The organism is Amycolatopsis sp. NPDC050768 (genome assembly GCF_040654155.1).
Lineage (GTDB): Bacteria > Actinomycetota > Actinomycetes > Mycobacteriales > Pseudonocardiaceae > Amycolatopsis.
In genome coordinates this window covers 95,735-122,301 of sequence record NZ_JBFAHL010000021.1, presented here as the reverse complement: position 1 = coordinate 122,301, position 26,567 = coordinate 95,735, and the positions used below count along the sequence as shown (strand labels likewise).

Here is a 26,567-nt window from a genome sequence, read left to right as displayed (position 1 = left end):
GAGCGGATCAGGCGAACAGACCCTGGTTGCGGTTCTCCAGCTGCGACTGCAGGTCGTGGGCGTCGCCCACCTTGCCGCCGAACTGCGCGATGATCGCGACGATGTCGGCGGTGGCCTGCCGAAGCCGCGTCTCGGCCGCACGGGCGGCCTCACCGGCGGAGCTGCCGGAGGCGTACCACGTGGCCGTGATCGGCTGGAGGTTCTGGTGCAGCTGCTCGAGCTGCGAGGTCAGTGCCTTGGCCTTGGCGGCCAGCGACGCCGAGCTGTACTGCAGCGCGGCGAAGTTGATTTCGACGACGTCAGCCATCTTGCCGGTCCTCTCCGTGACTCAAAGGTTGAGGCGAGGGATCACCGAAGCGCCCTCGAGGTTGTGGCCGACGCTCTGGAAGCTCTGGTGCACGTCCGAGTCGCCGGTGTTGTAGTTCGTGTGGCTCGTGTGCACGAGCTGCGACATGGTGTCGAGCTCCTTCACGGCGGCCGTCATCTTCTCCTGGAGCCGGCGCTGCAGGTCCCAGAACGCCACGGCCTGGTCGCCCTTGTAGTTGCGCAGAGTCTCGGTGAGCTCCGACTCCAAGCTGGCCATGGTCGTCTTCGCGTTCGACGCGGTTTCCTCGAAGCCCTGGACGGCGCGCGTCATCGCAGCGGAATCTGCCTGGAATCCCGGACTGGACATGACGGGCCACCTCCTTCCCTCTCGCGGAAGATCCCGGTGCGCGAGAGGCTTGCCCCTGCCCGCGCGTTGTGAATGTCACGCTAGAAAATGAGGAGGTGTGGTCAAACGGCACAACTGCCGGTCGCGTTGACGGCACTATTACCTACACGCGGTGGGGCGTGCCCCACCGCGGGGACGGGGGCGGTCTCCAGTGCCCTCCGCCGGCGCCCGCGCAACCCTGGTGACCATGAATTTCGGGGGAATGGTCAAGGAGTGGCCGCACCGGCCGCTCGTGGTGCTCGCGGGGGCGATGGCGCTGCTGCTGGTGGTGTCGGCACTCGGGTTGTTGTTCGATGATCGCACGCTCGTCAACGCGCCACTGTGGGCGAAACCGTTCAAGTTCGCGGTGTCGGTGGGGATGTACGCGCTGACGCTCGCGTGGCTGCTCACGCTGCTGCGGCGCGGCCGGCGGGCCGGGTGGTGGATCGGCACGGTGTTCGCCGTCGGCATCGGCACGGACATGGCCTTGCTGGTGTGGCAGGTCGTGGTCCGCGACCGGACGCTGCACTTCAACCACGCGACACCGGCCGACGTCACGATCAACAACTTCGTCGCCACCGGCGCCTTCACAGCGTGGGGCGCGACGGCCGCTGTCGTCGTGCTGCTGCTGTTCCAGAAGCTGCCGGACCGCGCTCTCGCGTCGGCGCTGCGGTGGGGGACGGCGCTGGCGGCCGTGGGGATGGGCTTGGCGTTGCTGATGTTCTCGCCGACACCGGCGCAGCAGGCGATGAAGGCGGCGGGGGAGCGGCCGCCGACGATCGGCGGGCACACGGTCGGTCTGGCGGACGGCGGGCCGGGGCTGCCCGTGCTCGGCTGGAGCACCGTGGGCGGGGACCTGCGGATCCCGCACTTCGTGGGCATCCATGCGATCCAGGCGCTGCCGCTGATCGCGCTGGGCCTCGCGGCGCTCGCGCGGCGGTACCCGGTGCTGTCGTCCGACCTCGTGCGCCGGCGGCTGGTGTGGACCGCGGTCGTCGGCTACGCGGGCGTGCTCGCTTTGGTGACGTGGCAGGCGTTGCGCGGTCAGTCGATCGTCCGGCCGGACTTCTGGACGCTGTCCGCGGCGGCGGGGCTGATCGTGGTGGTGGCGGCGGGAGTGGCGCTTTCGCTGCGCTCACCGAGAGTGCACGCTCTGACGGAATTCTGAGATCTTTCGGGTAGGGATGGTCCTGCGTTTTCCGGGTCGGACAAAGGATGGTGCGATGGTCTTTCCGCAGGCGGTGCTGGACGCGCTCGATTCGGAGCCGGACGCGGTGGCGTTCGAGCACGGCCCGCGGAAGGTCACGCGGGGTGAGGCGCGCGACCTGATCGGCCGCTTCGTCGCCGCCCTGCGGGGCGCGGGCGTCTCGCGCGGTGACGGCGTCGGGGTCGCCACCGCCGTGACGCCCGAGGGGTGGGCCGCGCAGATCGCCGCGCAGACGCTGGGGTGCCGCACCGTCGGCATCCGGGCGGGCCTGCCGGTCACGCACCTGCGGACGGTCGTGGGCGACCTGGCGGCGGTCGTCGTCGACGAGGCCTCCGAGACGCCGGAACTGCGCGCGACGGCGGCGGGGGCGAAGATCCTTCGGGTGGGGCCGGAGTTGTTGTCGGTGTTCGAGGAACCCGTGCCGAGTGGGCGGCCGTCCGACATCGGCTGGGTGGTGTTCACCAGCGGCAGCACGGGGTTGCCGAAGGGCGTGACGTACAGCTTCGAAGCCTTGACGGCGCAGGGGATCGAGCAACGTCCTGAGGAGACGCCCGCGGATCTGGCCGCGCGGTACCGGCGTTTCCTGCTGTTCGGCACCTTGACGAGCGCGGTGATGATCACGCACCTGCGCTCGTGCCTCCTGGCCGGCGGGACGGTGGTGATCCCTTCCGCGCTGCCCGACTTCCCGTGGATCCTGCCGCGCCTCGACATCACGGCGGCTCTGACGACGGTGCCGCGGCTGTACAAGATCCTCGACGTGCTGCGGACTTCGTCGGTGGATGTCAGTTCCGTGCGGATGCTGATGGTGGCCGGCTCGCCCGTCGCTCCGGGCCTGATGGCGGAGGCGTTTTCCCGCGTGGGGCCGGGAATGCAGCAAGCGTACGGCCAGACCGAGGTGGGCAAGCTGACCGTGCTGACGCCGGCCGACGTCGCCGCGTTCCCGGACGCGCTGGGCTCCGCGGGCCGTCCTTGCGCGGGCGTCGAGATCTCCGTGCGCGACTCCTCGGGGGCCGTCGTTGCGGCCGGCGCTTCGGGCGAGATCTTCGTCCGGTCGGCCGGCCAGTTCTCCGGCTACTGGGGCAATCCTTCGCAGACGGGGGAAGTCCTGCGCGACGGCTGGGTCCGTACGCAGGACATCGGCCACGTCGACGCTGACGGTTTCCTCCACCTGACTGGTCGGACTCGCGACGTCGTGATCGTCAACGCGGTCATCCACTACACCGGCCCGATCGAACGCGCCCTCGCCTCGCACGCCGACGTGGATCAGGCCTACGTCGTGGCGGCTCCCGACCCTTCCACCGGCGAAGCGGCGCACGCTTTTGTCGTCCCAGCACCGGGTCGTGTCCCGGACGTGGTTGCTCTGCGCGGCGTGGTCGCGGCTTCTCTGGGCGAAGCCGCCGTACCGTCGACGGTGACCGTGATCGACGCGGTCCCTGTGGCGGCGTCGGGAAAGCCGGACAAGGCGGCGCTGTTGGGGTTGTTGGGCTGACGGCTACTTCGCGGGGCCGAAGGCCGCGTGCAGGGCGGCGACGTCGGCGAGGTCGTGGGGCCGCGGTTCGTAGCCCGTGTGGAATCTCAGCTGCTGCGCCGCCGAGACACATGGCACGGTGACGCCGCCGATCGTCCCCGTGACGAAACAGTCCGCCGGATAGCGGAAAAGACCGCCGGCGGAGTCGGCGGCCTGGGTGGCGGAGCCGTCGGCCTCGAAGTGCAGCGGGTGCAGGTCGAGGGCCGCGCCGTCGAGGCGGGTGAGGACGAAACGCACCGGGCGGAAGTTCGCGGACTCCGTGAAGTCGTTCAGCGCGGCCAGAACCGTGGGCTCCTCCTCGAACCGGTGCAGCAGGTCCAGGTCCGAATGCGCGCGGGTTTCGCGGCCCAGCAACGCATCGACACCCCAGCCGCCGGCGATCCAGACGTGGCAGCCGGCAGCGCGCAGACGGGACAACACGTCCAAGGCGATCTCGGCGGTGAGCACGGAACCGAGTGTGCCGAACCGGCCCGGCCGGCGCATCGCAATAAACGAGCCGCCCGACGCGGCGGGCGGCTCGCTATTGCAACGGAGTCAGACGCCCGCGGTCTGCTTGATCCAGTCGCGGCTCGCGGCGACGCTGGCGTAGTTCTGGGTGCCGTTCTTGTCGCTGCCGGAGTTCTCGCCCGTCGAGCACACGCCGACCTGCACGCCGTCGGCGAGCTGCGGGCCGCCGGAGTCGCCGTGCCAGGAGGCGCCCGTGACGCCCTCGCTGGTGATGGCCGTGCCGTTGAATGCGTCGGTGCCCTGGCCCGTGACCTTGACGTCCGCGGTCTTCAGCGTGTCGGACGGCGGGTTGTTGCCCTCGGTGCGGCCCCAGCCGTAGATCTGGTTGGTGGCACCGGTTTCCGGATCGGCGTCGCCGAGTTTCATGAACGTCGCGTCCACCGCGGACGACAGGTGCAGCAGCGCGATGTCCCCGTCGGGAGAGGCCTTCTGCTGGTCCACGGCCGCCTCGGTGCCCTGGCCGAGCGCCACGTTGCCGACCTTCACGTGCATGCCGGGGGCGTTCAGGCAGTGCTGCGCGGTGAGCACCCACTGCGCCGCGATGATCGTGCCGGAGCACTCGAAGCCGCCGAAGTCCGTTGCGTCGTCCCAGAAAACCTGCGCACCCCACGGCGCCGAGCCCACCGTCTCCCCGCCGATGATCCGCGGCCCGGCCGCGCTCGCCGCCCCCGCCGACACGACGCCGAACACCGCGGCCGCCCCGGCCACCACGGCCACTGCCTTCGCGAAACGCATGTAAGCCCCTCTACGTTGTTGAAATGTTTTCACCAACGTAGGTGGCAAGTGGAAACTTGATAACCTACTTCGGTCGGGTCTCGGACCGACGGAAATAGGGTACTCGGCGGCGTTGTGCCACCAGGGGATCCGGGTTGTCCCAGAACGGCAATGGCCCGCCCGGCGCCGTGGAGGTGCCGGGCGGGCCGTTTTGTTCGGGAGCTGTCAGAACAGGATGGCGGGTGTGGAGTTGAAGTTGCCGACGCCGCTGTCCCAGTAGTGGGTCGATGCGTCGAGCGTGCCGCCGGTGTTGCTGTGCCAGGAGTACAGCGCGGTGTTGGAGCTGCCGTAGTTGTACATCGCGAGCACGTCCGTGCGGCCGTCGCCGTCGAGGTCGCCGGTGGACCAGTGCGACTTGGTGAACGTCCACCCGCCCGCGCCGCTGTCCCAGCGGGTGACCGGAGCGTCGACGCCCGCGGCGGTGGCCCGCCAGACACGGAACGAGGTGTCGGAGTTGCCGTTGTCGTAGGCGGCGCCGATGTCAGTGAGGCCGTCGCCGTCGAAGTCGCCGGACACGAACTGGGCCTTGGGGTCGGAGAACGTGCCGCCCCACTTCACGGCCTGGTCGGTGAAGCTGCCGTCGGTCTTGGAGTACCAGATGAACAGGTTCGTCGTGTTGTTCAGGTAGTCGTAGAACGAGGCCACGTCGGCCCGGCCGTCACCGTTGAAGTCGCCGTCAGCCAGTACGACCGCGAGGTGACCCAGTTGCCCGCGCCGCTCGACCACTTCGTGACCGGCGCGTCGACGCCTGTGGCCGTCGTGTGCCAGACGAGGAACGAGTTGTTCGAGTTGCCGTCGTCGTAGGCGGCGCCGACGTCGGTGAGCCCGTCGCCGTCGAAGTCACCGGACACGAACTTGGCCTTCGTGGCGTTGAAGCTGCCGCCCCACTTGACACCCTGCGCGTCGAAACCACCGGAAGCGTTGCCGTACCAGAAGAACAGGTTCGCGGTGTTGTTCAGGTAGTCGTACACCGCGGCGAAGTCGGTCCGGCCGTCACCGTTGAAGTCGCCGGTGACCCAGTGGGCCTGGGCGGCGTTGAACTGGCCGGCGCCGCTGTCCCACTTGAGTGCCGGAGCACCGGTGCCGGTGGTCGGCCACACGTAGACGCCGGTGCGCTTGCTCCCGAAGTCGTACGCCGCGGCGACGTCGTCCTTGCCATCACCGGTGAAGTCGTGCGCGGCCGCGGGAGTCGTGGCCGAGAAGACGTCGGTCGGCGCGTTGGCGACCCCGTCCGCGGTGGCGGCGACGACCCTGTAGTAGCGGGTCTGGTGGCCGGCAAGCGAACCCTGGCTGTACGACGTGGACTGCGTGGTCGCCAGCAGATGCGCGGCGTCCACCGGCACGTCGGACGTCGTTGAGCCGTAGACCCGGTACGTCGCGTTGTCCGCGGCGGGCAGTGCGTTCCAGCTCACGGTGATCGAGTGCCCGTCCCCCTTCGCGGTCGCCGCGAGGATCTGGTCGCGCACCCAGCCGGTGAGGTCGTCGGTGCGGGCAGCCGTGGTGCCCTGGCGGGTTTCGGTCTCTCCGAAACAGCCGTGCTGCCACGACTTCGTGACCACACCGACCAGCGTGGGAACGCCGGCCTGGTCGCGGATCACCGGAGCGCCGGCGTCACCGCGGCAGGTGTCGACTCCGTTGTCACCGGTGAGGGAATCCTCGAGACTCCCGACCGCCGCCACACTGAACGACGCGGAGTGCAACTGGTTCGGGATCCACTCGGTGTCCGTGCGCCCGAACCCCGCGATGCCGACCGAGTCCCCGGCCGCTGGCGCCGCGCTACCCAGCGCCAGCGGAGTGACGTCGGTGACCGGCGTCTCGAGCTTCGCCAGCGCGAACCCACGCTCGGCCTGCACCGTGACTGCGGAGACCGTCACCTCGTGCCCGGCCGTCGTCGTGAGATCGGGCCGCCCGATGACCGCGGTCGTCGCTTTCGCGGGCACCCCGCCCTGCGGAATCTCGGCGAAACACGCGGCCGCCGTGACAACCCAACTCGGGGCGACGAGCGCGCCACTACAGGAGCGGCCATCCATGGTGATCTTGGTGGTGAAGGTGGTGGTGGCTTTGGTGGGAGTGGAGACAGCCTGCGCTTGCGGCGCGGCCACAACTAGTTCCTGAGCGTCGGCCAGTTCTCTGCCGCGCAGCGTGACCAGAACACGGCCACGCACAACGCGGCCGTGGACAGCCTCCTCGAGCAAGCAACCAGTGCCGCGGCCAGCGCCACTCACGATGCCTACGATGCTCAAGCCGCCGCGGCACGGGCCCGCAACGCTGCCGACGAAGCGGCGCACTACGCGGACCAAGCCGCAACCGCGGCTGCCGATGCCAACGCGGCGGCCGCGAGAGCCCAGGACGCTGCCAATCGCGCGGCGACCTCCGCGCAGCAAGCACAGGCTTCGGCGAACACGGCCGCCGCGGCAGCCACGTCCGCCACCGCCGCCGCCGACGCGGCCGGCCGTTCGGCGGCGTTGGCCACGCAGTCCGCAGCAGAGGCCGCGGGGTACGCCCGCGACGCGGCGACGTACGCCCATGACGCGTACGACGCGGCCATCGACGCCAACAAGAGCGCGAGTGATGCGGCGCAGGCGGCGCACGACGCCTGGCAAGGTGTCGTCACGAAGCTCGACGCGGAGAAGGCGCAGTTCATCGAGCAGCGCAAGCAGGCGTGCCAGCCCGCGATGAGACCCGCTTCGTTGCTGGACGGCTACAGCACCGAGGACTGCCTCCTCCTGATCACCGGCACTCCTGATCAGCAGCACAAAATCCTCGAACACCTGCAGACCCTCTGCCGGCAGCTCAACGCCTACGGCAGCTGGAAGGCCAATGCCTGCCTGGACCCGCTGAACCTCTTCAACCCCAACTTCCAGGCCCGGTACCCCGACCTGATTCCTGCTCCCGGCAGTGATCCCGTAGAGGACTTCTTCATCTTCATCGGCGTTGGTTTGCTCACGGCCGCGTGCGAAGGTGTCTGCGACTTGCTCACGCTGCTCGGCGGCGCCGGGGCTGACCTCGGAGCCGCCGACGCACTCGGCACCTCGGCCGCCCTCGCAGATGCTCTGGCCGAGGGAAAGAGCACTTTCGACGTGCTTGGCGCCGAGATCAACGCCGAGCTCGGCCAGCTGCAACAGTTGTCGCAAGAAGCAAGCGCGGACGCGGCGAGAATTGCAGAAGAAGGCCGTGGCATAGCCGACGTCGTAGCCTGCGGATCCAACAGCTTCGTCGGCGACACGCCCGTGCTGATGGCGGACGGCACTGCCAAGCCCATCGAAAACGTCCAGCCCGGGGACCGGATCTCGAACGCCGAGCCGGACAGTCCGGTCGTCGAGAAACACACCGTCAGCGCCGTTCACGTCACCGACGACGACCGGGACTTCGACGACATCGCGGTCGCGACACCGGCCGGCCCGGCAACCGTCACGGCGACCGCGCACCACCTGTTCTGGAACAAGACCACCCACGCCTGGACTGCCGCCGAAGCTCTTCAACCCGGTGATCAGCTCGATACACCCGGCGACCGCAGTGCGGCAGTTGCCGCGAACCGTCACTTCGTCGCGGCTCAGCGGACGTACAACCTGACCGTCGAGGACGTTCACACCTACTACGTGCTGGCCGGCAGCGCGCCGGTCCTCGTGCACAACACGGTGCCGTGCCCGGAAGGTGCTGAGGAGACCTGGCATGTAGGCCGAAACTTCGACACGTATCAGCAAACTTTCGAGATGCACTGGGAAAAGCATGCCGAGGGTTACAACATTTCGCGCGAACAGTATCAGCAGGATGTCAAGGCTTGGGCGGATGGGCTGGCACAACCAGGAGGAAAGGTGGGCTGGAACCAGCGACGCGTAGAGCTTGATACTGGTGATATCGGAACCAAGTACGACAGCGTGACCGGGACTCAAGGTGGGATTACTGCACCCGATGGTAAGGTTGTCACGTACTGGTACGGGCCCGACAAGTGAGAATTAGCGAGATTCATGCTGAGCTTCATTGATATTTACACATTGTGGAGGCGTGTTCGGTTTCCTGCTGCCACGAGGAATCGCGAACTTGTTTCTACTTATAGTGACCTGGCAGAAGTTGATGAACATGTAACTACAGTCATCAAGTTCGTTGAAAAGGGTGAATTCAACCTGGCTCCAGTGGATGTTCTGGCAAACCTCGACGAGATCATAGGGCGAATTGAGGCGGTGAGTGCTGGAGTTACAGGAGATGAGCGGACCACCGCAGATCATCAGCATGCGTACGCCGCACTGATGCATCTCCTTTACTCTGAATTCCTCAAGCAGAACCCATCGGTTGCCTGATCTTGTCGTAGATCGGTGGCGCAGATTCTTGTTCTCGGGAGCTGTGGTTCGCTGGCTGCATCCTCGAATCTAGGACTCCACCGGCTTCGTCCACGCCACCTGCACCAACCCGGTCCCATGCCGACGCGACACCAGCGTCCCCCGGCCCGGCGGCTGTGGCGACGGCTTCACGTCGCCCAGCAACGGCCCTTCTTCCTTCGCCCCCGACATGATCAACCCCGGCGACCCCAGCTCCCGAACCCGCTGCAGAACCGGCTCGTACAACCCCCGCCCGGCCCCGCCGGAAGCGCGGGCGATGATCACGTGCAGCCCGATGTCCCGAGCCTGCGGCAGGAACTCCAGCAACGGCAACAACGGATTCTTCCCCGCCGTAGCAACCAGCTCGTAATCGTCGATCATCACGTACAGATCGGGACCCCGCCACCAAGAGCGGGAGCGCAGCTGCTCCGGCGTCACGTCCGGGCCGGGTAGGCGGTTCCGCATGGCGGTGGCGCATTGGCTCACCAGGTCCGTCAAGGTGTTCTCCGCGCCGGCGTAACCCAGCAGGTGCGGCTGGTCCACCGCGCCCAGCAACCCCCGCCGGTAGTCGCCCACCAGGATGAGGGCCTCGTCGGGGGAAAACACTGACGAGATGCCCAGGGCGAGCGCCCGCAGCAAAGAGCTCTTCCCCGACTCCACATCGCCGAAAGCCAGGAAGTGCGGATCTGCGGCGAAGTCCAGTTCGACCGGGCGCAGGGTCGACTCCGCGATGCCCAGCACGACCCGCGAAGAAGCCGGCAGGGACTCCAGCGGGACCTCCGAAGGCAGCAACCGCACCTGAGGAGCCCGAGCACCAGGCCACGCAGCCGTAACCCGACGAACCAGATCCAGACCACCGGCACCGATCGTCTCCGGGCGTTGGTCGCCGTCGACGCGGGGCAGGGCAGCGAGGAAGTGCAGCTTCTCCGCAGTCAGGCCACGGCCGGGGCGGTCCGCGGGAACGTTCAGGGCCACCTTCCGATCAATCGAGGAATCCGCCGGATCACCCAGGCGCAGCTCGAACCGCGTGCCGATCGCGTCACGCAGCTGGGCGCGCACGCCGATCCACTGGTTGACGGTCACGATCACGTGGATCCCGAAGCCCAGACCCCGCGCGGCAAGCCCGGTGATCTGTTCCTCCAGCTGCTCGTACTCCTGCCGGATCGTGGTCCAGTTGTCCACGAAGAGGAACACGTCGCCGAACTCTCGGCCGTCGGTGCTCTCGACCAAATCAGCACGCCGAGCACGGAACGCGGCCATCGACTCCAGACCCTGAGCCGCGAAGAACTCCTCGCGCTGCTCCAGCAACGTCGTCAGTTCGGCCACCACACGCCGGCAACGCTGGGCATCACGGCGGGTCGCGTAACCCGAGACGTGGGGCAGGCCGGCGATCGGTGCCAACGCGCCGCCGCCCATGTCCAGCACAAAAAGCTGCACTTCCGAAGGGGTGTGGGTCAGGGCGAGCATCGCCGCGATGGACTTCAGCAAAGTCGACTTGCCGCTTTGCGGTGCGCCCACGACCAGGGCGTTGCCGGCCGCGCCGGAGAAGTCGGCCCAGAGCATGTCGCGGCGTTGTTCGAAGGGTTTGTCCACCAGGGCGACGGGGATGGTCAGCTTGCCGTTGCCGCCCCAGCCCAGCGGACACAAGCCGCGAACAACGTCCGTGCCCAGTGGTGGCAGGAGCTGGTCCAGGGTGGGTGGTTCGGACAGCGGCGGCAGCCAGATCTGGTGGGCCTCCGGGCCGCGGCCTTCCAGACGGGAAAGCATTGCGCCGATGATGGTTTCCCCGGTGCCCTTCTCGACCGTCTCGGCCACAGGAACCGACGCCGCCAGCGGCACCTCCACTGCCTCGAACGTGAACGGCAGCACCCCCACCTGCTGTCCGTCCTCACGCACGATCGTGCTGCGCGGCGGAAGCTCACCGGACACGTAAGCAGCCTTGAACCGCGTCAAAGTGTCGTTGTCGGACTTCAGATACGCCGACCCGGGCACCGGCGGCAGGTGATACGCATCGGCCACCCCGAGCACCGCCCGGCTCTCCGAAGCGGAAAACGTCCGCAGCCCGATCCGGTACGACAGGTGGGAATCGAGCCCGCGCAGCCGGCCCTCCTCGAGCCGCTGCGAAGCCAGCAGCAGGTGGATCCCCAGCGAACGCCCCAGCCGGCCGATCGCCACGAACAGGTCGATGAACTCGGGCCGCGACGAAAGCAGCTCGGAGAACTCGTCGATGATCACCAGCAGCGACGGCAACGGCTGCAGCGGCACCCCGTCGGCGCGCGCCTTCTCGTAGTCGCGCACCGAGGCGTAGTTGCCGGCCGAGTGCAGGAGTTCCTGGCGGCGCAGCAGTTCGCCGTTCAACGCGTCGGCCATGCGGTCGACGAGCGTGAGGTCGTCGGACAGGTTGGTGATCACCGCGCACACGTGCGGCAGCCCGGTCATGCCCGCGAACGTCGCGCCGCCCTTGAAGTCGATGAGCGCCAGGTTCAGCTTCTCCGACGAGTGCGTCACGGCCAGCGCGGTCACGAGCGTGCGCAGCAGCTCGCTCTTGCCCGAACCCGTCGCGCCGATCACCAGCCCGTGCGGGCCCATGCCGCCCTCGGCCGACTCCTTGAAGTCCAGCTCCACCGACCGGCCTTCGGGGTTCACGCCGAGCGGGATGCGCAGCCGGTCGCGGGCCGCGCGTGGCGCCCACGTCACGGTCGTGTCGGTGTCGCGCGGGTCGCCGATGCCGAGCAGCCCGGCCAGCCCGAACGTCGCCGACATCGGCTTCTCGCTGACCACTGCCGTGCCCTGGTACAGCGGCGTCAGCGTGCGCGCGAGCGCCTCCGCCGCGCCGCGGTCGAGCTGGTCGGGTGTGCCGAGGAAACCCAGCCGTGCCTCGGTACCGCCGTCGAGCACGACCATGCCGAGCTGGTCGGGGGCCACGTGCAGGCTGAGCAGCTGCTCGTTCGACGCGGCGCGCGGCTGTTCTCCGCCGACCTCAAGCACGGTGATCCCGAGCCGGCCCTCCTCGGCGAGCAGCCGCGGCTCGCCCTGGGTGCCGCCGCCGTCGACCACGACCACCACGTGCGGCAGGTCCTGCGGCGTGCTCGGCCGGCGCGTGAACGCGGGACGGTCGCCCAGGTCCGGGCCCAGCAGCTCGGCCAGCTCCACCGGGCCGGACGCCACGAGCCGGCGCCGGCCCGTCGCGTCGGTCAGGGCGGGCGCCGTGGCGTGCGGCAGCCACTTCGCCCACTCCCAGTCGTGCCGCCGGTCCGGGGCCACGCAGAACGCGACGCGCAGGTCGGTGGGGGAGTGGAAGGTCACCAGCTGCGACAGCAGCGAACGCGTCATCCCGAGCACCTCGGGGCGCCGGCCCGAGAGCGTCGTCGCCGCGTAGGAGCGCAGCGACACCGAAACCGGCAGGCCCTCCACAGTGGAGTACGTGCGGATGAAGTACTTGAGGTTCGTCGACGAGACCGGGTCGAGGTCCTCCAGCGGCACCGTCTGCGGCGCGCGCAACGGCGTCGCGAGCGGTTGCGGGCCGGTGGCCGCGCGCACCAGCGCGAAGTGCCGGTCGCCGCGGCGGCGATCCCAGTACTGGCCCGTCTCCACGTACGCCCACAGGTCGGCCGGGTCGGGCTGCTGCGCGATGAGCGCCGCGCGCTGCTCGTCGGCGACCGCGCGCACCTTCGTGCGCAGGCCGGCGAGGTAACGCTGGTAGTCGCGGCGCTCCTCGTTGATCTGCGCCTTCTTGGCCATCCCGCCGCGCCCGAGCGACATCACGACCATGCCGCCCATCGCGGTCACGAACAGCGCGCCGAAAATCCAGGTCATCACCCCGCCGTCGCGTCCGATGTAGACGAACGACATCGCGCCCATGCCGAGCATCATCGGCAGGAACATCATGAGCTGGACCAGCCCGCCCGAGCCGCTCTTGGGAAGCATCGGCGGGGACTGCAGCATGATCTCCCCGGGCTGCTCGCCGAGCAGGTCCAGGCGGTCGACCGACGGGCTCATACCCCGTATTTTCGCCACCACCGCGGCCGTCCTGGTGGGTACTTTTGCCGTCCGCTCGCTGCCGGAAGCGCTTTTACGCTCTGCCGAGGCCACCCCCACGGGGGAGGCAGCACGCCGCACCCAGGAAGGAGAGCCATGGTCACCGCGGGCGAGTACCGGGCGGAACCCGAGGCCATGCGCTCGATCGTGGGCAACGTCGGCGGCATCGTCGCCCACGGGATCAACGCGGTCGCCGACCTCGAGAAACTCGTGGTCCAGCCGACGTCGTTCGCGGCCTTCGGCAGCGCCGTCGCGGCGGCCAACTCGGCGCTGCAGTCGACCCAGGTCACGGCCGTGCGCACGCTGTTGCAGCTGCTGCAGCAGATCAACGGCCTGGTCAAGACCAGCGCCGACGCCTACCAGGCGGCCGATGAGGCCGCGGCGAGCGGTTACGGCGGCGGCACCTCCACGGCGGCAGCGCCCTCGTCGTCGATCTGGGGCACCCCGCACGCCGGCGAGCTGGCCACCATCGCGATCAACGACAGCGCCGGCGCCCACGGCGAGCCGAGCTCCGTCGGCAACGTGCTGCGCTATCTCGGCGACGCCGACCTCGGCAAGCTGGGCGAGCACCCGATCACCGACGCCCGCTTCCACGGCGTCGCCGACTTCAACGACTGGCTCGCCGGAGACGCCGACAACCAGGCCCGGGTCGGCCTGATCGAGGTCTACGCCGGCACCGCGCGCACCTTCGGCGACGTGCCCGGCGGCGTGCACGCGGGCGACGTCGTGGTGGTCGAACCCCTGCTGTTCGCCGACTCCGGCCCGGTGATCGGCGTGGCCGGCGACGGCGGCGCCCTCTACAACCACGGACTCGTCGACCCCGGCCTCGGCGGCCTGGCCAAGCTCAGCGTCTACCGGCCCGCATCCGTCTGACTCCCGACTCCCGAGCAAGTGAGGTCCGATGCTGACATTCCCGAACTCCAGCGCGATGGACGCCACGGCGTCCTCGGGCGGCCCGATCACCACGCTGCCGCAGATCGTCACCGGCCAGCCGGAGCAGATCGCGAAGCACGTGCTCGACCTGCTGCACAAGGCGAGCGAGTTCGCGTCGCTCTACACCGAGCTGAGCAAGGCGGCCGACCAGCTGGGCAAGGTCTGGTCCGGCACCGCGTCGGAGTCGGCGCTGAAGAAGATCACCGATTCGCTCGACCAGCTCACGAAGATCATCGGCGTGATCGAGAAGGGCGCGCAGCTGCTCGGCGTGTCGGGCACGCTCGTGAAGACGGCGCAGGAGGCCTACCGTTCGGTGGTCTCGGCGGTGAACCCCACCGTCGCGTCGCTCATGTCGAACTGGTGGACCTACGGCGCCGCCGTGGCACTGTCCACGGCCACGAGTGCTTCGCTGAAGGCGTTCATCACGGCGATCGGCGCGCTGCTCAAGGCGCTCGGCGCGGGTGACCTCGCGAACCAGATCACGCAGGTCGCGCAGATCATCGGCGAGATCGAGAAGCTTTTCCACGGCGGTGACGCCGGTTCGGCCGCCGCGGCCGGCGCCACCGGCAACACGGCCGTGTCGAGCACCCCGGTCACCGCTCCGCAGGCGCCGCCGTCGGTGGCGAGCGCGGCCGGGCAGCAGACGATCGCCGGTGGCACCGGCGGCGGTGTGGGCGGTGGGGCGACGGCGCCGGCCGGGCAGCCGCCGTTCACCAACTACACGCCGCCCGCGCTGGCCGGGACCACGGGAACCACCCCGACCACACCGGTGACGGCCAACGGCACTCCGCTCGACCCGGCCAACAGCTGGATCGCCGTCGACCCGAGTACTTCGGCGCCGAGCACGACGCCGATCCAGCCCACCGCGCCCACCGCTCCGCCGGGCGGCACCGTCAGCCCGATCGCCCCCGCCGGCGCAGGAGAGGTCGTGATCCACACCGACCTGTCCACCGGCCAGTCGACCGTCGAGGCGCCCGCCGGCCAGGACCTCGACATCAACCTCGACCTCACCTACAACGGCCAGCACTTCCAGCAGCACGTCGACATCGACGCGAAGGGCGCCTAGGCCATGGCCGTCGACGCCTCCGGGGTTGTCAGCTCGGTCCTGTCGTCCTACCGGCAGGTGCTGGTCGAGTGCCAGCGTCGGGTCACGGGCGACCCGGCGGCGCTGAACACCGCTTCGCAGCAGTGCGGTACGCAGGCGTCGACGGTGTCCGGCAAGGCGACCGAGATTTCCCAGGCGGCCAAGGACCTGCACACCGACTGGGACGGCGCCGCCTACACCGCCTACGCCACGGCCGCGCAGAAGTCGGCCGACGAGCTCACCGAAGACGCCACCTTGCTGGCCGACCAGGCCAAGCGCCTGGCCTCTGCCGCGCAACTGCTGCAATGGGCCCGCCAGGCGCTCGACTCCGTGCTCGCGCAGTTCGACCAGTACGGCGCCCAGCTCACCAGCCAGGCCAAGGCCGCCAACCCCAACGCCGTCGGCGCGTTCATCTCCGCCGCGCGCCAGCTCGGCGAGCAGGCCGTCGCGATGGCGAAACAGGTGGCCGACGAGCTTTCCGAAGCGCTGGCACAGCTTTTCCCGCCCGAAGGAGTCGGCCGGCTGGAACACGAGCTGGGCAAGTGGAGCACGGGCGCGCTGAGCTGGCTCAACGGCGAACCCCTCGACGGGCGCAAACGGCCGCGCACCGTGCCCTCGTGGTTCGGCAACTCCGGCTGGAAGAAGCTCACCTGGGACGGCCTGCGGGGCACGCGCGCGCCGAAGAAGGCCGACACGCCCTTCGGCCAGCCGGAGCCGGAAACCTTGAAGGACAAGGCATTCAAGAACACCGAGATCACCTACCTCAAGACCAAGCACGACCAGGACGGCTTGTCTCCCGAGTACGACGGGAAGATCACCTCCGAAGGCTGGGACGCCAAGGCCTCGGGCCACGCCCAGCTCGCCGCGCTCGACAAGGACGTGGACGGCAAGCTCGAGTACGGCGTCGCGGAGGCCCAAGGGAAGGCCTCGGTCTTCGCCGGCGGTGAGGTGAGCGGTTCGGCGCAGCTGGGTGCCCACGGCTTGGGGCTGCACGGCAACGCGTTCGTCGGCGGCAAGGTCGAAGGCGAGGTCTCGGCCGACGTCGCGGGCGTCGGGGTCGGCGCCAACGGCACGCTGCAGTACGGCCTCGGCGCGCAGCTCGACGGCCAGGCCGTGTACGACGCGGGGCACATCAAGGTGAACTTCAAGGCGGGCGTCGCGCTCGGCCTCGGCGCGGGCGTGGGGGCCAAGATCGACATCGACCTGCCGAAGCTGGGCCACACCATTGGCGAGTACGGCGGCGCGGCGGTCGACGCCGTCGGCAGCGCCGCGAACGAGGCGGCGGACTACGTCGGCCACACGTGGGACGACGCCGTGAACTACGTGGGATCTTGGTGAAAACACCGTGACTGTCCCTGAAACCGTCTCGCTCCCGCTGGGTTTCGACGTCCCCGAGGGGTGGATGCCGCTCGACCCGGCGGGGGCGGGCGCGCCGGGCGTCGCGTTCGTCGCGGTGCACCCCGAAGCGGGCTTCACGCCCAACATCACGCTCGGCGTGCGTCAGCGCCCCGACCCGGCAACGCTGGCCGAGATCGCCGACGAGGCCGTGGAACGCCTGGGCCGCACCATGGCGCTGCTCGACGTGGTGAGCCGCCACGACGTCGGCGACACCACCGCACCCGGGCTCACGCAGGTGCTGCGCATGCGCACCGGCGAGGGCACGGATCTGGTGCAGACACAGGTGTTCCTCACCGTGCCGGGTGCCGACGGGCCGATCGCGCGCGTGGTGCTCGAGCTCGTCTTCACCGCCGAACCCGAGGCGGCGCAACGCCTCACGCCCGACTTCCGCCGATTCGTCGCCGGCGTGCACGTCCGCCGCAACCACCCCGCAGGAGAAGGAGAACAGCTGTGACCGACCCGTACGCCGTGCCGGACATGGACGAGCTGCTGGCGCAGGTCCGCCGGCAGACCGAAGAGGTGCAGCGCATCCAGCGCTCGGTCGAGGCCATGGAGGTCAAGGCGGCTTCGCGGCAGAACGAGGTCACGGTGTCGCTGCGCGGCGACGGCCGTTTCACCTCCATCGACATCGACCCGCGTGCGATCCGCGAGTACGACGCGCGCAACCTGTCGGAGATCGTGCTCGAGGCGGTGAACGCGGGCCTGCAGAAGCTGGCCGAGGCGAGCAGCGCGAAGTTCGCCCCGGTGATCGAGGCGTCCAGGTCCGTGCAGTGAGCGCCCCGGCGCTGGCCGGGTCCACCCGGCGCGTGACGATCGTGACGCCGCGCGCCCGCGTGGACGTCGCGCTGCCGCAGCAAAGCACGTTCGCGGAGCTCGTGCCGCAGCTCGTGCGGCTCGCCGGTGCGACGGGCCAGGCCGCGGCCGAGCACCCGGGGTGGGTGCTCTCGCGGCTCGGCGGCGCGCCGCTCGCGCTCGGGCTCACCGTGGCCGCCGCGCAGGTGCGCGACGGTGAGGTGCTGCACCTGACTCCGCGAGAACGTCCGCGCGGACCCCTGCTGTTCGACGATGTCGTGGACTCGATCGCCAGCGTCGGCGACGCCGCGTCCACCGCGTGGGGCCCTCGCATCGCGCGGCGCGCGGGCATCGCGGCGGCCGTAGTGCTGCTGGCGGCCGGTGGGCTGCTGGTGCAGGCGTCGACGGCGGGCAGCGTGCTGGCGCCGATCGCGACGGGGCTGTTGTCGCTGATCCTTCTGCTCGGCGGCGGCGCGTTGAGCCGCGCCTACGGTGACTCGGGCGCGGGTGCGGCCGGTGCGGTGGCGGGGGTGTTCGTCGCACTGCTGGCGGGGATGTCGATCCTGCCACCGCATGGCGTGATCTCCCTGTCGGCCGGTCCGTTGGCCGCGGGTTTGGCCGCGGTGACGGTGTACGGCGTGCTGGCCGCGGTGTCGGTGGCCGACCGGCTGCCGATTTTCGTGGCCATCACGGGTTCGGCCGGTCTTGGTGCGCTGACGACCGGCGTGGTGTTGCTGTCCGGGGTGACGCCGGTCGCCGCGGCGGCTGTCGCTGCGGTCTTGGCGACGGCGTTGGCGGCCGTGACGCCGATGCTCGCGCTGCGCCTGGGCCGGCTGCCGCTGCCGCGGGTGCCGGACGACATGGAATCCTTCCGTGCCGACGAACAGCCGTCCCTCGGCGCGGAGGTCATCGGCCGGACCACGTATGCGCAGATGTTGCTGACGGCGTTGCTCGTGGCTTTGGGTCTCGTCGTCGTGGCTTCGGCGGTGACGCTCGCCGCTTCGGGCGGGCCGTGGGAGGCGGGGCTGGCGGCTTTGGTGGGCGTCGCGTGGGTGCAGCGATCGCGTTCCTACGCGGGCCGGCAGCAACGCCTGGCGCTGGCCGGTTTCGGCGTGGTCACGGTGCTCACGGCCGGCGCGTGGCTGATCGCGACCGACAACCGCACGCTGCTTCTTGCTGCCGGCGCGGCTTTGCTGATCGCCGCCGTGGTCTGTCTGGTGTACGCGACGCGGGTGGCGAAGGGCGTGCGGTCGCCGTATTGGTCGCGTTTGCTGGACGTTTCCGAGTTCCTGGTGCTGCTGGCGTTGGTGCCGTTCGTGGGGATGATCGCGGGGGTGTACGAAGCCGTGCGTGGCTAGGTAGTCGCGGTCACGAAGTGGGTGCGGCCGGGGACGACGCCTCCGGGCTGGGGGTGGAGACGGCCGTGGTTCGCGTCCGCAGCGCCGGGGGCGGTGAGGTGGTCCGCGGTCCAGCCGCCGGCTCGGCACAGCGCGGCCGGGTCGTCGGAGCCGAACGGTGGTGGGAAACCGTTGTCGGCGCACCACTTGCGGTAGGGCTGCATGGCGGGGGAGTCGAGGCCGGTGGTGCCGGAGACGTCGGCGGCGAAGCGGCTGCCCGGCGCAGACAACTGTGCCGCGGTCTTCAGCAGCGCGACGATCTGGTCTTCGGCGAAGTAGAAGAACAGCCCCTCGGCGAGCCACAGCGTTCGCGCGCCGGGTTGGTAGCCCGCGTCGAGCAGAGGCGTGGCCCAGTCGGCGTTGAGGTCGGCCGCGACGGTGTGGCGGCGGCACCGAGGGGCGGCCTGCGCGAGGACGGGTTCCTTGGTGGCGAACACTTCCGCACGGTCCACTTCGTACCAGTCGAGCGTGGCCGGCAGGTCCAGCCGGTACGGGCGGGTGTCCAGGCCCGCGCCCAGCAGCACGACCTGCGTTACGTCCCGTGCTGCCGTGGCCAGGTCGTCGAACCAGCGGACGCGGACGGGGAGGTACGGGTTCTCGCCGCCGGTGGCGCGTTCGGAGGCGGCCATCGTCGCGAAGCCGCGCTCTCCGGCCAGTTCCCGGGCGAAGGGGTCGTCGAAGAGCCGGTCCGCGCGCTCGGACTCCCGAGCGCGGGCGGCGGCGATCCAGAAGGCACTGCCCACGGTCATGGCGCCAACCTACCTAGGACCACCAGGTGGCCGAGCCGACCGTCGTGAAGCCGAGGGATTCGTAGAGCGGTTTGCCGGGTTTGGCGGCGGTGAGGGTGACGGTTCGTCCGTCCACTTCGGACAGCACGGTGTGCATGAGGGCGCGGCCGACGCCGCGGGAGCGGTGGGCCGGCAGGGTCGTGACCCAGTAGAGGCCGACGGCCGCGCCGTCGTCGATGACGAGGCAGGCGCCGGCGGGTTCGGCGTCGCGGGTCACGAGCCAGGTGGTGACGCCGTCGCGCGCCAGCAGGGCGGGCGGGAAGACCTCGCCGCGGACGTAGGGCTGGTGGCGCCCGAGCGGAAAGCCGTGGACGACCACGTTTTCCACCGTCGCGAGCAGGTCTGGGGTCTCGACGCGGAGGGCGCTGCGCTCACCGAAGCCGGGGCCCGTGCGGGTCATCACGGGCAGCTGGCGCGACGTGAGGCCGAGCAGCGACATGTCGACAGTGCCGTACGCGTCTTCGACCAGGACAGTTGGCGCGTTCTTCGCCAGCTCGGTGAGCTCGGCGACGTCGTCGGCGCTCGGGGTGGCGGTCCTCAGCACGATCCGCATCCCGCTGCGCTCGCTGCCGTGCACGCACACGAAGCCGGGCCGCGTGGTCACGGCGTGGCCGCGGCTCTCGGCGACGATCGTCCAGAAGGCGGCCGCGTTCGCCACCGCGAGGTTGAGCGCCATGCGTTCGACCCTAACCGGCCGGTGGCACTCTCAGAAGGGCCGATTCAGGCCGGCGAACGGAGGGCCAATCGGACTGGCTGACTTGAGCGTCCGGAGCACCGGCGCCGTCTCGCAGGTGCGGATGCCGTCGATCGTGCCGAGGCGTTGCGTGAGGTACCGGTGCAGGTCGGACGCGTCGGTGCACAGGGCGTGGGCGAGCAGGTTGGTGGGACCGGTCGTCGCGGCGACGACCGCGAGCTCGCGGTGCCCGGCGAGCGTCGTGCCCACCGCGTCGAGGTCCGCCGGCGCGACGGCCATCCACAGCAGCGCCTGCGTGGTGGCGCCGAAGAGGCCCGCGTCGATCTCGACGTCGAAGAACAACGCGCCGGCCGCCCGCAGGTCCGCGAGCCGCCTTGCGACGACGGCGGGGGAGCGTCCGGTGGCGGCCGATAGCTCGGCCTGGCCGGCGCGGCCGTCTTGGCCGAGTGCGGTGAACAGCGGTGTGTCGGCTTCGGTGAGCGGGACCGGGCTGGGGCTGACTTCTTGGGTCAGCCGCGCTTGCTGCTCCTCGGTGAGCCCGTCGACGCGGCCCTGCCACGCGGACGGGCCGCCGAGGTAGGTGTGCAGCATCCGGTGCGCTGAGACGCCGGTGATGCCCGCCGTGCGCGGGATGTCGCGCAGCAGCAGGGAATGGTCCCGGTCGGTCGGCGTGACGACCACCGTGCAGATCTCGGTGCCGCCGCCGGCGAGCTTCACCCACGTCGTGTCCGTGCGGCGCACCAGAGCCGTGGCGACGCGCTGGGCCACGCCGGGCACCACGGTCAGCCGCACGAGCCACTGCGCCTGCCCGGTGCGGTGCGGGTCGGCGAGCCCGACCACGCGCAGGCCCGCCTCCGCGCGCAGCCGCCGGTAGCGGCGCGCGACGGTCTGCGTCGAGACGCCGAGCACCGCACCGATCCGGGCGAACGGCGCGCGGCCGTCGAGCTGGAGGGCGTGGACGAGAGCGCGGTCGAGGTCGTCGAGCATGGAGTAATTCTGCGCTCGATCGGGCACTGGTGGAATCTTTGTCCACAAATCGTCTTGTGGCTGGAACGATCTCGCTGCTCTCCCCAAGCTCGGTGGCATGCCGAATCACCACCGCTGGGCCGCACTCGCCGTCCTGCTCGTCGCCGAGGCGATGAACTTGCTCGACGCGACGATCGTCCAGGTCGCCGCACCCGCGATCCACGCCGAGCTGGGCGGCCCGGCGACCACGATCAGCTGGTACAGCGCGGCGTACACCCTGCCGTTCGCCTTGCTGCTCGTCACCGGCGGCCGCCTCGGCGACATCGCGGGCCGGCGCCGGGTGTTCCGGATCGGCGTGGCGGTGTTCACGCTGGCCTCGGCGGCGTGCGCGCTCGCGCCTTCGCCGGTGCTGCTGCTGGTGTTCCGCGCGATCCAGGGCGCCGCGGCCGCGCTGGTGATCCCACAGACCATCGGCCTCATCCGCGCAATGTTCGACGGCCCGGACCGCGCCAAGGCGCTCGGCGCGATCGGTCCCGTGATGGGCCTCGCCGCCGTGTGCGGCCCGGTCCTCGGCGGCGTCCTCACGCAGGCCTGGTCGTGGCGCGCGGTGTTCCTGGTGACGGTGCCGCTGGGGCTCGCGGTGTTCGCGGCCGCGGGGCTGCTGGTGGAAGACCGGGCTTCGGCGCGGCCGCGCCTGGACCTCGTCGGCACCGCACTCGTCGCGGCGGGTGCGGGCCTGGTCGTCTACCCGCTCGTGGCCGGCTGGCACCTCGGGATCTTCGCGGGTGGCTTGGTGCTGCTCGTGGTGTTCGGCTTTCACCAGCGTTGGCGCCGCGACCGCAGCCCCCTCATCGAAGCCGGCCTCTTCCGCGACGCGGGTTTCCCCGCCGCGCTGCTCACTTCCGTGCTGTTCTTCGCGGTGATGAACGGCCTCATGCAGGTCGTCGTGCTCCACCTCCAGGTCGCCGAACACGCCGGCCCCCGCACGGCGGGTCTGACGCTGCTGCCCTGGTCGGCCGGCCTCGCGGTGTCGTCCTGGGTGGCCGGCACCTACTTCGTGCCCCGTTTCGGAGGGCGGTTGTTGTTCGCCGGCCTCGCCCTCCTGGCGGCCGGCGTGGCGGGCCTGGCGGCGGCGTTCGCGGCCGGTTGGTCACCACTGGTGCCCCTCGCCGTCGGCGGCTTGGGGATCGGGCTGTTCACCGTGCCGTTCTTCACCGTGGCCCTGCACCGTGTGCGGCCAGAGGAAACGGGTTCGGCCGCGGGCCTGCTCAACGCGGTGCAGCAACTGGGCGCCACCCTGGGCGTCGCGTCTCTCGGCAGCGTGTTCTTCTCCGCGGGCGCGCCCACCGCGTGCTGGATCGCGGTGGCGCTGCTGGCCGCCGCCGCGGTGACCGGCGTCGGGATGACCCGCGATCAGGTCAGGGCGAGCGGGAGCGTCCGCCGGACCGCAGCTTCGTGACCCCCATGCAGTGGAACGGCCGAAACTCCTTGCACCACCGGCGTTTCCGCACCCGACCGGGCCCCTACGCGCAGCGTCACATCGATGCGTTCGCGGCCGCCCGGGGTGCGGCGCAGGGTGGCGGACGTGGCGGTGAACGCGGCTTCCGGCACGGAGAGGCCGAGGATGCGGGGCAGGTCGCGCGTCGAGCGGGGGCGGTAGCAGGACTGGGTGGCGCCGGCCCAGGACCAGGCGCGCCAGCCGTCGCCGTCGGTTTCCAGGGGTACCGGCGAGGCGGGGACGCCGAGGGCGACGCGCAGTTCCGCGGTCAGTTCGCCGGCTTCGAGCACAGTGGACGGATAGCCCGCCTCGGCCAGCGCGACCATCAGGCTCAGCGCCGCGCTCGCCGTGCTGCGCAGTGCGCCGAGCTCGCCGCCGCCGCGGGCGAGGGCGGCGATGGGGGCGTCTTCGGGGCGGTAGCGGACGGCGAGCCAGCGCGCGCGGTAGACCTGCGCGCCGCGGGGCACGGCCCAGGTGAGCAGCTGCACGGCGGCGAGCGGGATGTCGGTGCCGTGGAAGGACTTGCGCAGGATGGCGAGCAGCGCCTCGGCCGGGGGCTCGCTCGCGCCGGGCGTGAGGCGGACGATGGCGCTCCAGTCGCCGGCGACCTCGGCGACACCGAAGCGGTTGCCGGCGCGGTCCACGTGCTGGCGCACCCGCACGGGCCCGGCAACGCGGTGCAGCGGATCGGGGCTGTCGCGGCGGCTGTCGTGGCGCCGCAGCCGGTAACCGAGCCACGCGCCGGCCCACGCGGCGAAGTGGCGGCCGCCGACGCGCACCGACGTGGTCAGCACCAGCACCCCCGCGACTGAGGCCACGGCGATCCGCACCGGCTGCGCGACCCCATCCATGGCGAACACCAGCAGCACCGCGATCGCCGCGAGCTCCCACAGCCCGGCCTGCAGCGGCCGGACCGGCAGCAGCCACGGCAACGCGGCGGTGCCGGCCCGCGAAGCCGGCACGGTGACGGCCACCGGCGCCGGCGGTGCTGACACGGACACAGGCGTCCCCTTCCCCGGGCGGTACCGGCGACGCTAGCGCCCCACACACCGTCGCGTGGGCGTAAAAATTACCCTCGTCCTCCGCGCTCGTGCGCTCCTACGCTCGCGCCCGGAAGAGGCGCGAAGGGCAGGGGGCCGAAGCAGCGTGTGGACGCAGCGGGACCAGATCCAGGCCTACCAGTTCCTTCGGCGGAGGCTCGTCTCCGCGCTCGTGGCCGCCGACGCCAACCACCCCGTGTCGCCCAGCCGCCGGCTCGTGCTCGGCACGGTGCTGGGCCTGGCCGCAGCGCTGCTGGTGACGGCCGTGTTCGGCGTGATCGGCCTGCTCAACCCCTCGGGCGGCAAAGACTGGCTGGCCGGCGGCCACGTGATCGTCGAGGAGGGCACGGGCGCGCGGTTCGTGCTCGGCGCCGACGGCGCGGTGCACCCCGTCCTCAACTACGCCTCGGCCCGCCTGCTCGCGGGCGGCAACGGCGACGCGACCGTGTCCGTGTCCTCCACCGACCTCGGCGCCGCCCCGCGCGGCACGGAGATCGGCATCTCCGGCGCCCCCGACTCGCTGCCGGCCACGACCGCGCTCGTCTCGGCGCCGTGGACCAGCTGCAGCCGCACGACGCAGGACGCGCCCGCGTCGGCCGAACCCCTCGTGGCGGTGGTGCTCGGCGCGCCGGCCGCTGGAACGGAGCTGCCGCGGGGCTCGGGCGTGATCGTCCGGCTGCCCGCGGGCCAGCGCTACCTCGTCACCGACGGGCGCCGCTACCAGCTCAGCGACGAAGCCGCGGCCGCGCTGCAGTTCGACAGCTACCCGACCATCGCCGTGTCGTCGCGGTGGATCGACACCGTGCCCGCCGGACGCGACCTCGGCGAGATCGCCGTTCCCGGCGCCGGCGGCCCCGGTCCGCGCGTCGGCGGCGTCAACACCCGCGTGGGCGAGGTCCTCGCCGTGGTCGACGCCATGGCCAGCGCCGGCGACGCGACTTCGTACTACCTCGTGCACTCCGCCGGCCTCGAGCCAGTCGGCCAGACGGAGGCGAGCCTGCTCGTCACCACGCCCGACAACGAGTCCGCGTATGAGGGCAACCCGGCGCCGGTGCGCGTACGCGCGGCCGACGTCGCCGCGGTGCCGAAGGTCGCGGCTTCCCGGGCCGGCGGCGCGGACCCGGCCGCCTACCCGGACCGGATCCCCGGCAAGGCGCCGATCACCGGCTCGTCGGTGACGCTGTGCGCGCAGGGCGGGCGGATCTTCGTCTCCGCCGACGTGCCCGTGCCGCCGGGCGGGCGCGCGCTTCCGGTCACGACGCGGCGCGACGCCCGTGTGGCCGACGAGGTGTACGTGCCGCCCTCGGGTGGCGCGGTCGTTTCCGACACCGGTTCCGGCACGACCTACCTGGTCACGGACCTGGGGAGAAAATATCCGGTCGCGACCGCCCCGGCGCTCGCCTCGCTCGGTTACGGTTCCGTGGCCAGGCAAGCGCTCGCGAGCGGTCTCCTGGCACTGGTGCCGACGGGACCCGCGCTGGATCCGGCCACGGCCGGGCAGCCGGTGCCGTCGGGTGGAACGGGGTGAGCGAGTCGGTGCACATGACAGAGGAACGGCTACGCGCCGAAGAGACGCAGTCCGCCCGGATCCGGGTGGCGGTGATCGAAGACCACCCGCTGTACCGGCGGTCGGTGGAGCGCGTGCTCGCCGAGTCGCCGGACATCGAGCTGGGGGCGGTCGTCGACTCCGTCGCGCGTTTCCACGTGGAACGCCAGCCACCGGGCTCGGTCGTGTTGCTCGACCTCGGGCTGCCGGGTGTCGCGGGCGCGGCCGCCGTGCTGGAGGTGTGCGAGCTCGGGCACCACGTGCTCGTGGTCTCGGCTCAGGCCGAGTCGGAGCAGGTGCTCGCCGCGATCTCCGCCGGGGCCAAGGGGTTCCTGTCCAAGGACGTGGACATCGACGAGCTGCTGACCGCCATCCGCGCGGTGGCCGAGGGCGGCTCGTACGTGTCGGCCGTGGTCGCCGGGATGATCATCAAGGACAACACCGAGCGGCCGGTGACCCGGCCCGAGATGGAGCTCTCGCCCCGCGAGGAGCAGGTGCTGCGCCTTGTCGCGGCGGGCGAGCGGGACATCGACATCGCCGCCATTCTCGACATCGGTGTCCGCACGGTGCGCGGCTACCTCGACCGCATCCGCGACAAGACAGGCGAACGCCGCCGGCCGGGCCTGGTGAAAGAAGCCATCCGCCGGGGGCTGGTGGGCGGCGCGGGAAGGACTTCCTGACATGACCGACGCTGGGGGAGGCGCCGCGGAGGAGCCGGCCGGGATCGACCGGATCCGCGTCGGCGTGATCGAAGACCACCCGCTCTACCGCGACGCCGTCGCCCGGGTACTGACCGAAGCCCCGGACATCGAGCTCGGCGCCGTCGCCGACTCCGTCGCCCGCTTCGCCGTGCAGGACCAGCCGCCGGGCAGCGTGGTCGTCCTCGACCTCAAACTGCGCGGCGTCCAGGACGCGGCCGCCGTCCTCGAGGTCGGCCACATGGGCCACAAGGTCCTCGTCGTCTCCGCCCATGCCGAACAGCCCGAGGTCCTCGGCGCCATGCAGGCGGGCGCCAAGGGCTTCCTGTCCAAGGACGTCGACGGCGACGAGCTCCTGCGCGCCATCCGCACCATCGCCCAGGACAACGCCTACGTCTCGCCCACCCTGGCCGGCATGATCATCCAGGACAGCGAAGACCGCCACGCGGGCCCCAAGATCGTCCTGTCGGAACGCGAAAGGCAAGTTCTGCGCCTGGTCGCCGCCGGCGAACGCGACGTCGACGTGGCCGAGATCCTGAACATCAGCGTCCGCACCGTGCGCTCCTACCTGGACCGCATCCGCGACAAAACGGGCGAACGCCGCCGCGCGGGCTTCGTCCGCGTGGCCATCCGCGAAGGCCTGCTCCGCTAACCCTCTCGGCCTCGGCTCTC

The 26,567-nt window shown here is 70.8% G+C and carries 25 protein-coding genes; 14 read left to right on the top strand and 11 right to left on the bottom strand.

The features are described from left to right. Positions 1–7 precede the first annotated feature (7 nt). Positions 8–307, bottom strand: a complete 300-nt coding sequence (locus tag AB0H62_RS42160; protein ID WP_220237977.1) for a hypothetical protein — start codon at positions 305–307, stop codon at positions 8–10. Between the two features lie 21 nt (positions 308–328). Next, on the bottom strand, positions 329–673 hold the full coding sequence (locus AB0H62_RS42155) for a WXG100 family type VII secretion target (RefSeq protein WP_220237978.1): 345 nt from the start codon (positions 671–673) through the stop codon (positions 329–331). 226 nt (positions 674–899) lie between these two features. Here AB0H62_RS42155 and AB0H62_RS42150 point away from each other — a divergent pair, with 226 nt between their 5' ends. Together AB0H62_RS42150 and AB0H62_RS42145 are read left to right on the top strand one after the other, a co-directional pair. Further along, positions 900–1,859 carry a hypothetical protein gene (locus AB0H62_RS42150; RefSeq protein WP_360592051.1) on the top strand — a complete coding sequence of 320 codons (960 nt, stop codon included), beginning with the start codon at positions 900–902 and terminating at the stop codon, positions 1,857–1,859. A 55-nt stretch (positions 1,860–1,914) separates the two neighbouring features. Next, positions 1,915–3,387 (top strand): AMP-binding protein, encoded by a 1,473-nt coding sequence (locus tag AB0H62_RS42145; RefSeq protein ID WP_360592050.1) that lies wholly within the window; start codon positions 1,915–1,917, stop codon positions 3,385–3,387. A gap of 3 nt (positions 3,388–3,390) precedes the next feature. Here the strand turns inward: AB0H62_RS42145 and AB0H62_RS42140 are convergent, their stop codons facing one another. The 4 genes from AB0H62_RS42140 to AB0H62_RS42125 form a co-directional block, all read right to left on the bottom strand. After that, entirely contained in the window at positions 3,391–3,873 is a 483-nt protein-coding gene (locus tag AB0H62_RS42140; protein WP_360592049.1) for a hypothetical protein, read from the bottom strand. 87 nt (positions 3,874–3,960) lie between these two features. Further along, positions 3,961–4,668, bottom strand: a complete 708-nt coding sequence (locus AB0H62_RS42135) for a trypsin-like serine protease (protein WP_360592048.1) — start codon at positions 4,666–4,668, stop codon at positions 3,961–3,963. 204 nt (positions 4,669–4,872) lie between these two features. Next, positions 4,873–5,352 carry a VCBS repeat-containing protein gene (locus tag AB0H62_RS42130; protein WP_360592047.1) on the bottom strand — a complete coding sequence of 160 codons (480 nt, stop codon included), beginning with the start codon at positions 5,350–5,352 and terminating at the stop codon, positions 4,873–4,875. After that, the gene (locus AB0H62_RS42125) at positions 5,328–6,809 is read right to left on the bottom strand and encodes a trypsin-like serine protease (RefSeq protein WP_360592046.1); all 1,482 of its coding nucleotides are present in this window, start codon (positions 6,807–6,809) and stop codon (positions 5,328–5,330) included. Before AB0H62_RS42125 ends, AB0H62_RS42130 begins: the two co-directional genes overlap by 25 nt. A gap of 72 nt (positions 6,810–6,881) precedes the next feature. Between AB0H62_RS42125 and AB0H62_RS42120 the strand changes: the two genes are divergently transcribed. Further along, positions 6,882–8,660 (top strand): Hint domain-containing protein, encoded by a 1,779-nt coding sequence (locus AB0H62_RS42120; RefSeq protein WP_360592045.1) that lies wholly within the window; start codon positions 6,882–6,884, stop codon positions 8,658–8,660. Between the two features lie 15 nt (positions 8,661–8,675). Beyond that, a complete protein-coding gene (locus AB0H62_RS42115) occupies positions 8,676–9,005 on the top strand; it encodes a hypothetical protein (RefSeq protein WP_360592044.1) in 330 nt (109 codons plus the stop codon). Positions 9,006–9,074: 69 nt separating this feature from the next. Here the strand turns inward: AB0H62_RS42115 and eccCa are convergent, their stop codons facing one another. Then, positions 9,075–13,022, bottom strand: a complete 3,948-nt coding sequence (gene eccCa / locus AB0H62_RS42110; protein ID WP_360592043.1) for a type VII secretion protein EccCa — start codon at positions 13,020–13,022, stop codon at positions 9,075–9,077. Positions 13,023–13,157: 135 nt separating this feature from the next. Between eccCa and AB0H62_RS42105 the strand changes: the two genes are divergently transcribed. Genes AB0H62_RS42105 through eccD form a run of 6 tightly spaced genes read left to right on the top strand, consistent with a single transcriptional unit; the run spans position 13,158 to position 18,626 of the window. Further along, positions 13,158–13,934 (top strand): WXG100 family type VII secretion target, encoded by a 777-nt coding sequence (locus AB0H62_RS42105; protein ID WP_220237986.1) that lies wholly within the window; start codon positions 13,158–13,160, stop codon positions 13,932–13,934. Positions 13,935–13,962: 28 nt separating this feature from the next. Next, positions 13,963–15,060 carry a hypothetical protein gene (locus AB0H62_RS42100; RefSeq protein ID WP_220237987.1) on the top strand — a complete coding sequence of 366 codons (1,098 nt, stop codon included), beginning with the start codon at positions 13,963–13,965 and terminating at the stop codon, positions 15,058–15,060. Between the two features lie 3 nt (positions 15,061–15,063). After that, positions 15,064–16,416 (top strand): hypothetical protein, encoded by a 1,353-nt coding sequence (locus AB0H62_RS42095; protein WP_220237988.1) that lies wholly within the window; start codon positions 15,064–15,066, stop codon positions 16,414–16,416. A 7-nt stretch (positions 16,417–16,423) separates the two neighbouring features. Then, complete coding sequence (locus tag AB0H62_RS42090; RefSeq protein ID WP_220237989.1) at positions 16,424–16,930, top strand: hypothetical protein; 507 nt, start codon at positions 16,424–16,426, stop codon at positions 16,928–16,930. Then, positions 16,927–17,250 carry a YbaB/EbfC family nucleoid-associated protein gene (locus AB0H62_RS42085; RefSeq protein WP_220237990.1) on the top strand — a complete coding sequence of 108 codons (324 nt, stop codon included), beginning with the start codon at positions 16,927–16,929 and terminating at the stop codon, positions 17,248–17,250. The genes AB0H62_RS42090 and AB0H62_RS42085 overlap by 4 nt, the downstream gene beginning before the upstream one ends. After that, on the top strand, positions 17,247–18,626 hold the full coding sequence (gene eccD, locus AB0H62_RS42080; RefSeq protein ID WP_220237991.1) for a type VII secretion integral membrane protein EccD: 1,380 nt from the start codon (positions 17,247–17,249) through the stop codon (positions 18,624–18,626). Before AB0H62_RS42085 ends, eccD begins: the two co-directional genes overlap by 4 nt. Here eccD and AB0H62_RS42075 read toward each other — a convergent pair. Genes AB0H62_RS42075 through AB0H62_RS42065 form a run of 3 tightly spaced genes read right to left on the bottom strand, consistent with a single transcriptional unit; the run spans position 18,623 to position 21,134 of the window. Next, positions 18,623–19,414 (bottom strand): SAM-dependent methyltransferase, encoded by a 792-nt coding sequence (locus tag AB0H62_RS42075; RefSeq protein ID WP_220237992.1) that lies wholly within the window; start codon positions 19,412–19,414, stop codon positions 18,623–18,625. The two genes, eccD and AB0H62_RS42075, sit on opposite strands and share 4 nt — an antisense overlap. A 13-nt stretch (positions 19,415–19,427) precedes the next feature. Further along, positions 19,428–20,129, bottom strand: coding sequence for a GNAT family N-acetyltransferase (locus AB0H62_RS42070; protein WP_220237993.1), 702 nt, complete (start codon positions 20,127–20,129; stop codon positions 19,428–19,430). A 30-nt stretch (positions 20,130–20,159) separates the two neighbouring features. Then, positions 20,160–21,134, bottom strand: coding sequence for an AsnC family transcriptional regulator (locus tag AB0H62_RS42065; RefSeq protein ID WP_220237994.1), 975 nt, complete (start codon positions 21,132–21,134; stop codon positions 20,160–20,162). A 97-nt stretch (positions 21,135–21,231) separates the two neighbouring features. Between AB0H62_RS42065 and AB0H62_RS42060 the strand changes: the two genes are divergently transcribed. Next, positions 21,232–22,572, top strand: coding sequence for an MFS transporter (locus tag AB0H62_RS42060; RefSeq protein ID WP_220237995.1), 1,341 nt, complete (start codon positions 21,232–21,234; stop codon positions 22,570–22,572). Here the strand turns inward: AB0H62_RS42060 and AB0H62_RS42055 are convergent. Beyond that, the gene (locus AB0H62_RS42055) at positions 22,527–23,606 is read right to left on the bottom strand and encodes a type VII secretion protein EccE (RefSeq protein ID WP_220247477.1); all 1,080 of its coding nucleotides are present in this window, start codon (positions 23,604–23,606) and stop codon (positions 22,527–22,529) included. The genes AB0H62_RS42060 and AB0H62_RS42055 overlap by 46 nt on opposite strands. Before the next feature lie 151 nt (positions 23,607–23,757). Here AB0H62_RS42055 and eccB point away from each other — a divergent pair, with 151 nt between their 5' ends. From eccB to AB0H62_RS42040, 3 genes are read left to right on the top strand one after another with little or no spacing between them, the layout of a single operon-like run. Continuing rightward, positions 23,758–25,179 (top strand): type VII secretion protein EccB, encoded by a 1,422-nt coding sequence (gene eccB / locus AB0H62_RS42050; protein ID WP_360592042.1) that lies wholly within the window; start codon positions 23,758–23,760, stop codon positions 25,177–25,179. A 14-nt stretch (positions 25,180–25,193) separates the two neighbouring features. Then, on the top strand, positions 25,194–25,877 hold the full coding sequence (locus AB0H62_RS42045) for a response regulator transcription factor (RefSeq protein WP_360592076.1): 684 nt from the start codon (positions 25,194–25,196) through the stop codon (positions 25,875–25,877). Position 25,878: 1 nt separating this feature from the next. Continuing rightward, complete coding sequence (locus AB0H62_RS42040; RefSeq protein WP_360592041.1) at positions 25,879–26,547, top strand: response regulator transcription factor; 669 nt, start codon at positions 25,879–25,881, stop codon at positions 26,545–26,547. Positions 26,548–26,567: the final 20 nt, after the last annotated feature.

Coding starts and splice junctions, on each gene's coding strand:
- AB0H62_RS42160 (WP_220237977.1), bottom strand. CDS start 307: ATGGCTGACGTCGTCGAAATCAACTTCGCCGCGCTGCAGTACAGCTCG.
- AB0H62_RS42155 (WP_220237978.1), bottom strand. CDS start 673: ATGTCCAGTCCGGGATTCCAGGCAGATTCCGCTGCGATGACGCGCGCC.
- AB0H62_RS42150 (WP_360592051.1), top strand. CDS start 900: ATGAATTTCGGGGGAATGGTCAAGGAGTGGCCGCACCGGCCGCTCGTG.
- AB0H62_RS42145 (WP_360592050.1), top strand. CDS start 1,915: ATGGTCTTTCCGCAGGCGGTGCTGGACGCGCTCGATTCGGAGCCGGAC.
- AB0H62_RS42135 (WP_360592048.1), bottom strand. CDS start 4,668: ATGCGTTTCGCGAAGGCAGTGGCCGTGGTGGCCGGGGCGGCCGCGGTG.
- AB0H62_RS42115 (WP_360592044.1), top strand. CDS start 8,676: ATGCTGAGCTTCATTGATATTTACACATTGTGGAGGCGTGTTCGGTTT.
- eccCa (WP_360592043.1), bottom strand. CDS start 13,022: ATGAGCCCGTCGGTCGACCGCCTGGACCTGCTCGGCGAGCAGCCCGGG.
- AB0H62_RS42105 (WP_220237986.1), top strand. CDS start 13,158: ATGGTCACCGCGGGCGAGTACCGGGCGGAACCCGAGGCCATGCGCTCG.
- AB0H62_RS42100 (WP_220237987.1), top strand. CDS start 13,963: ATGCTGACATTCCCGAACTCCAGCGCGATGGACGCCACGGCGTCCTCG.
- AB0H62_RS42095 (WP_220237988.1), top strand. CDS start 15,064: ATGGCCGTCGACGCCTCCGGGGTTGTCAGCTCGGTCCTGTCGTCCTAC.
- AB0H62_RS42075 (WP_220237992.1), bottom strand. CDS start 19,414: ATGACCGTGGGCAGTGCCTTCTGGATCGCCGCCGCCCGCGCTCGGGAG.
- AB0H62_RS42070 (WP_220237993.1), bottom strand. CDS start 20,129: ATGGCGCTCAACCTCGCGGTGGCGAACGCGGCCGCCTTCTGGACGATC.
- AB0H62_RS42065 (WP_220237994.1), bottom strand. CDS start 21,134: ATGCTCGACGACCTCGACCGCGCTCTCGTCCACGCCCTCCAGCTCGAC.
- AB0H62_RS42060 (WP_220237995.1), top strand. CDS start 21,232: ATGCCGAATCACCACCGCTGGGCCGCACTCGCCGTCCTGCTCGTCGCC.
- AB0H62_RS42045 (WP_360592076.1), top strand. CDS start 25,194: ATGACAGAGGAACGGCTACGCGCCGAAGAGACGCAGTCCGCCCGGATC.
- AB0H62_RS42040 (WP_360592041.1), top strand. CDS start 25,879: ATGACCGACGCTGGGGGAGGCGCCGCGGAGGAGCCGGCCGGGATCGAC.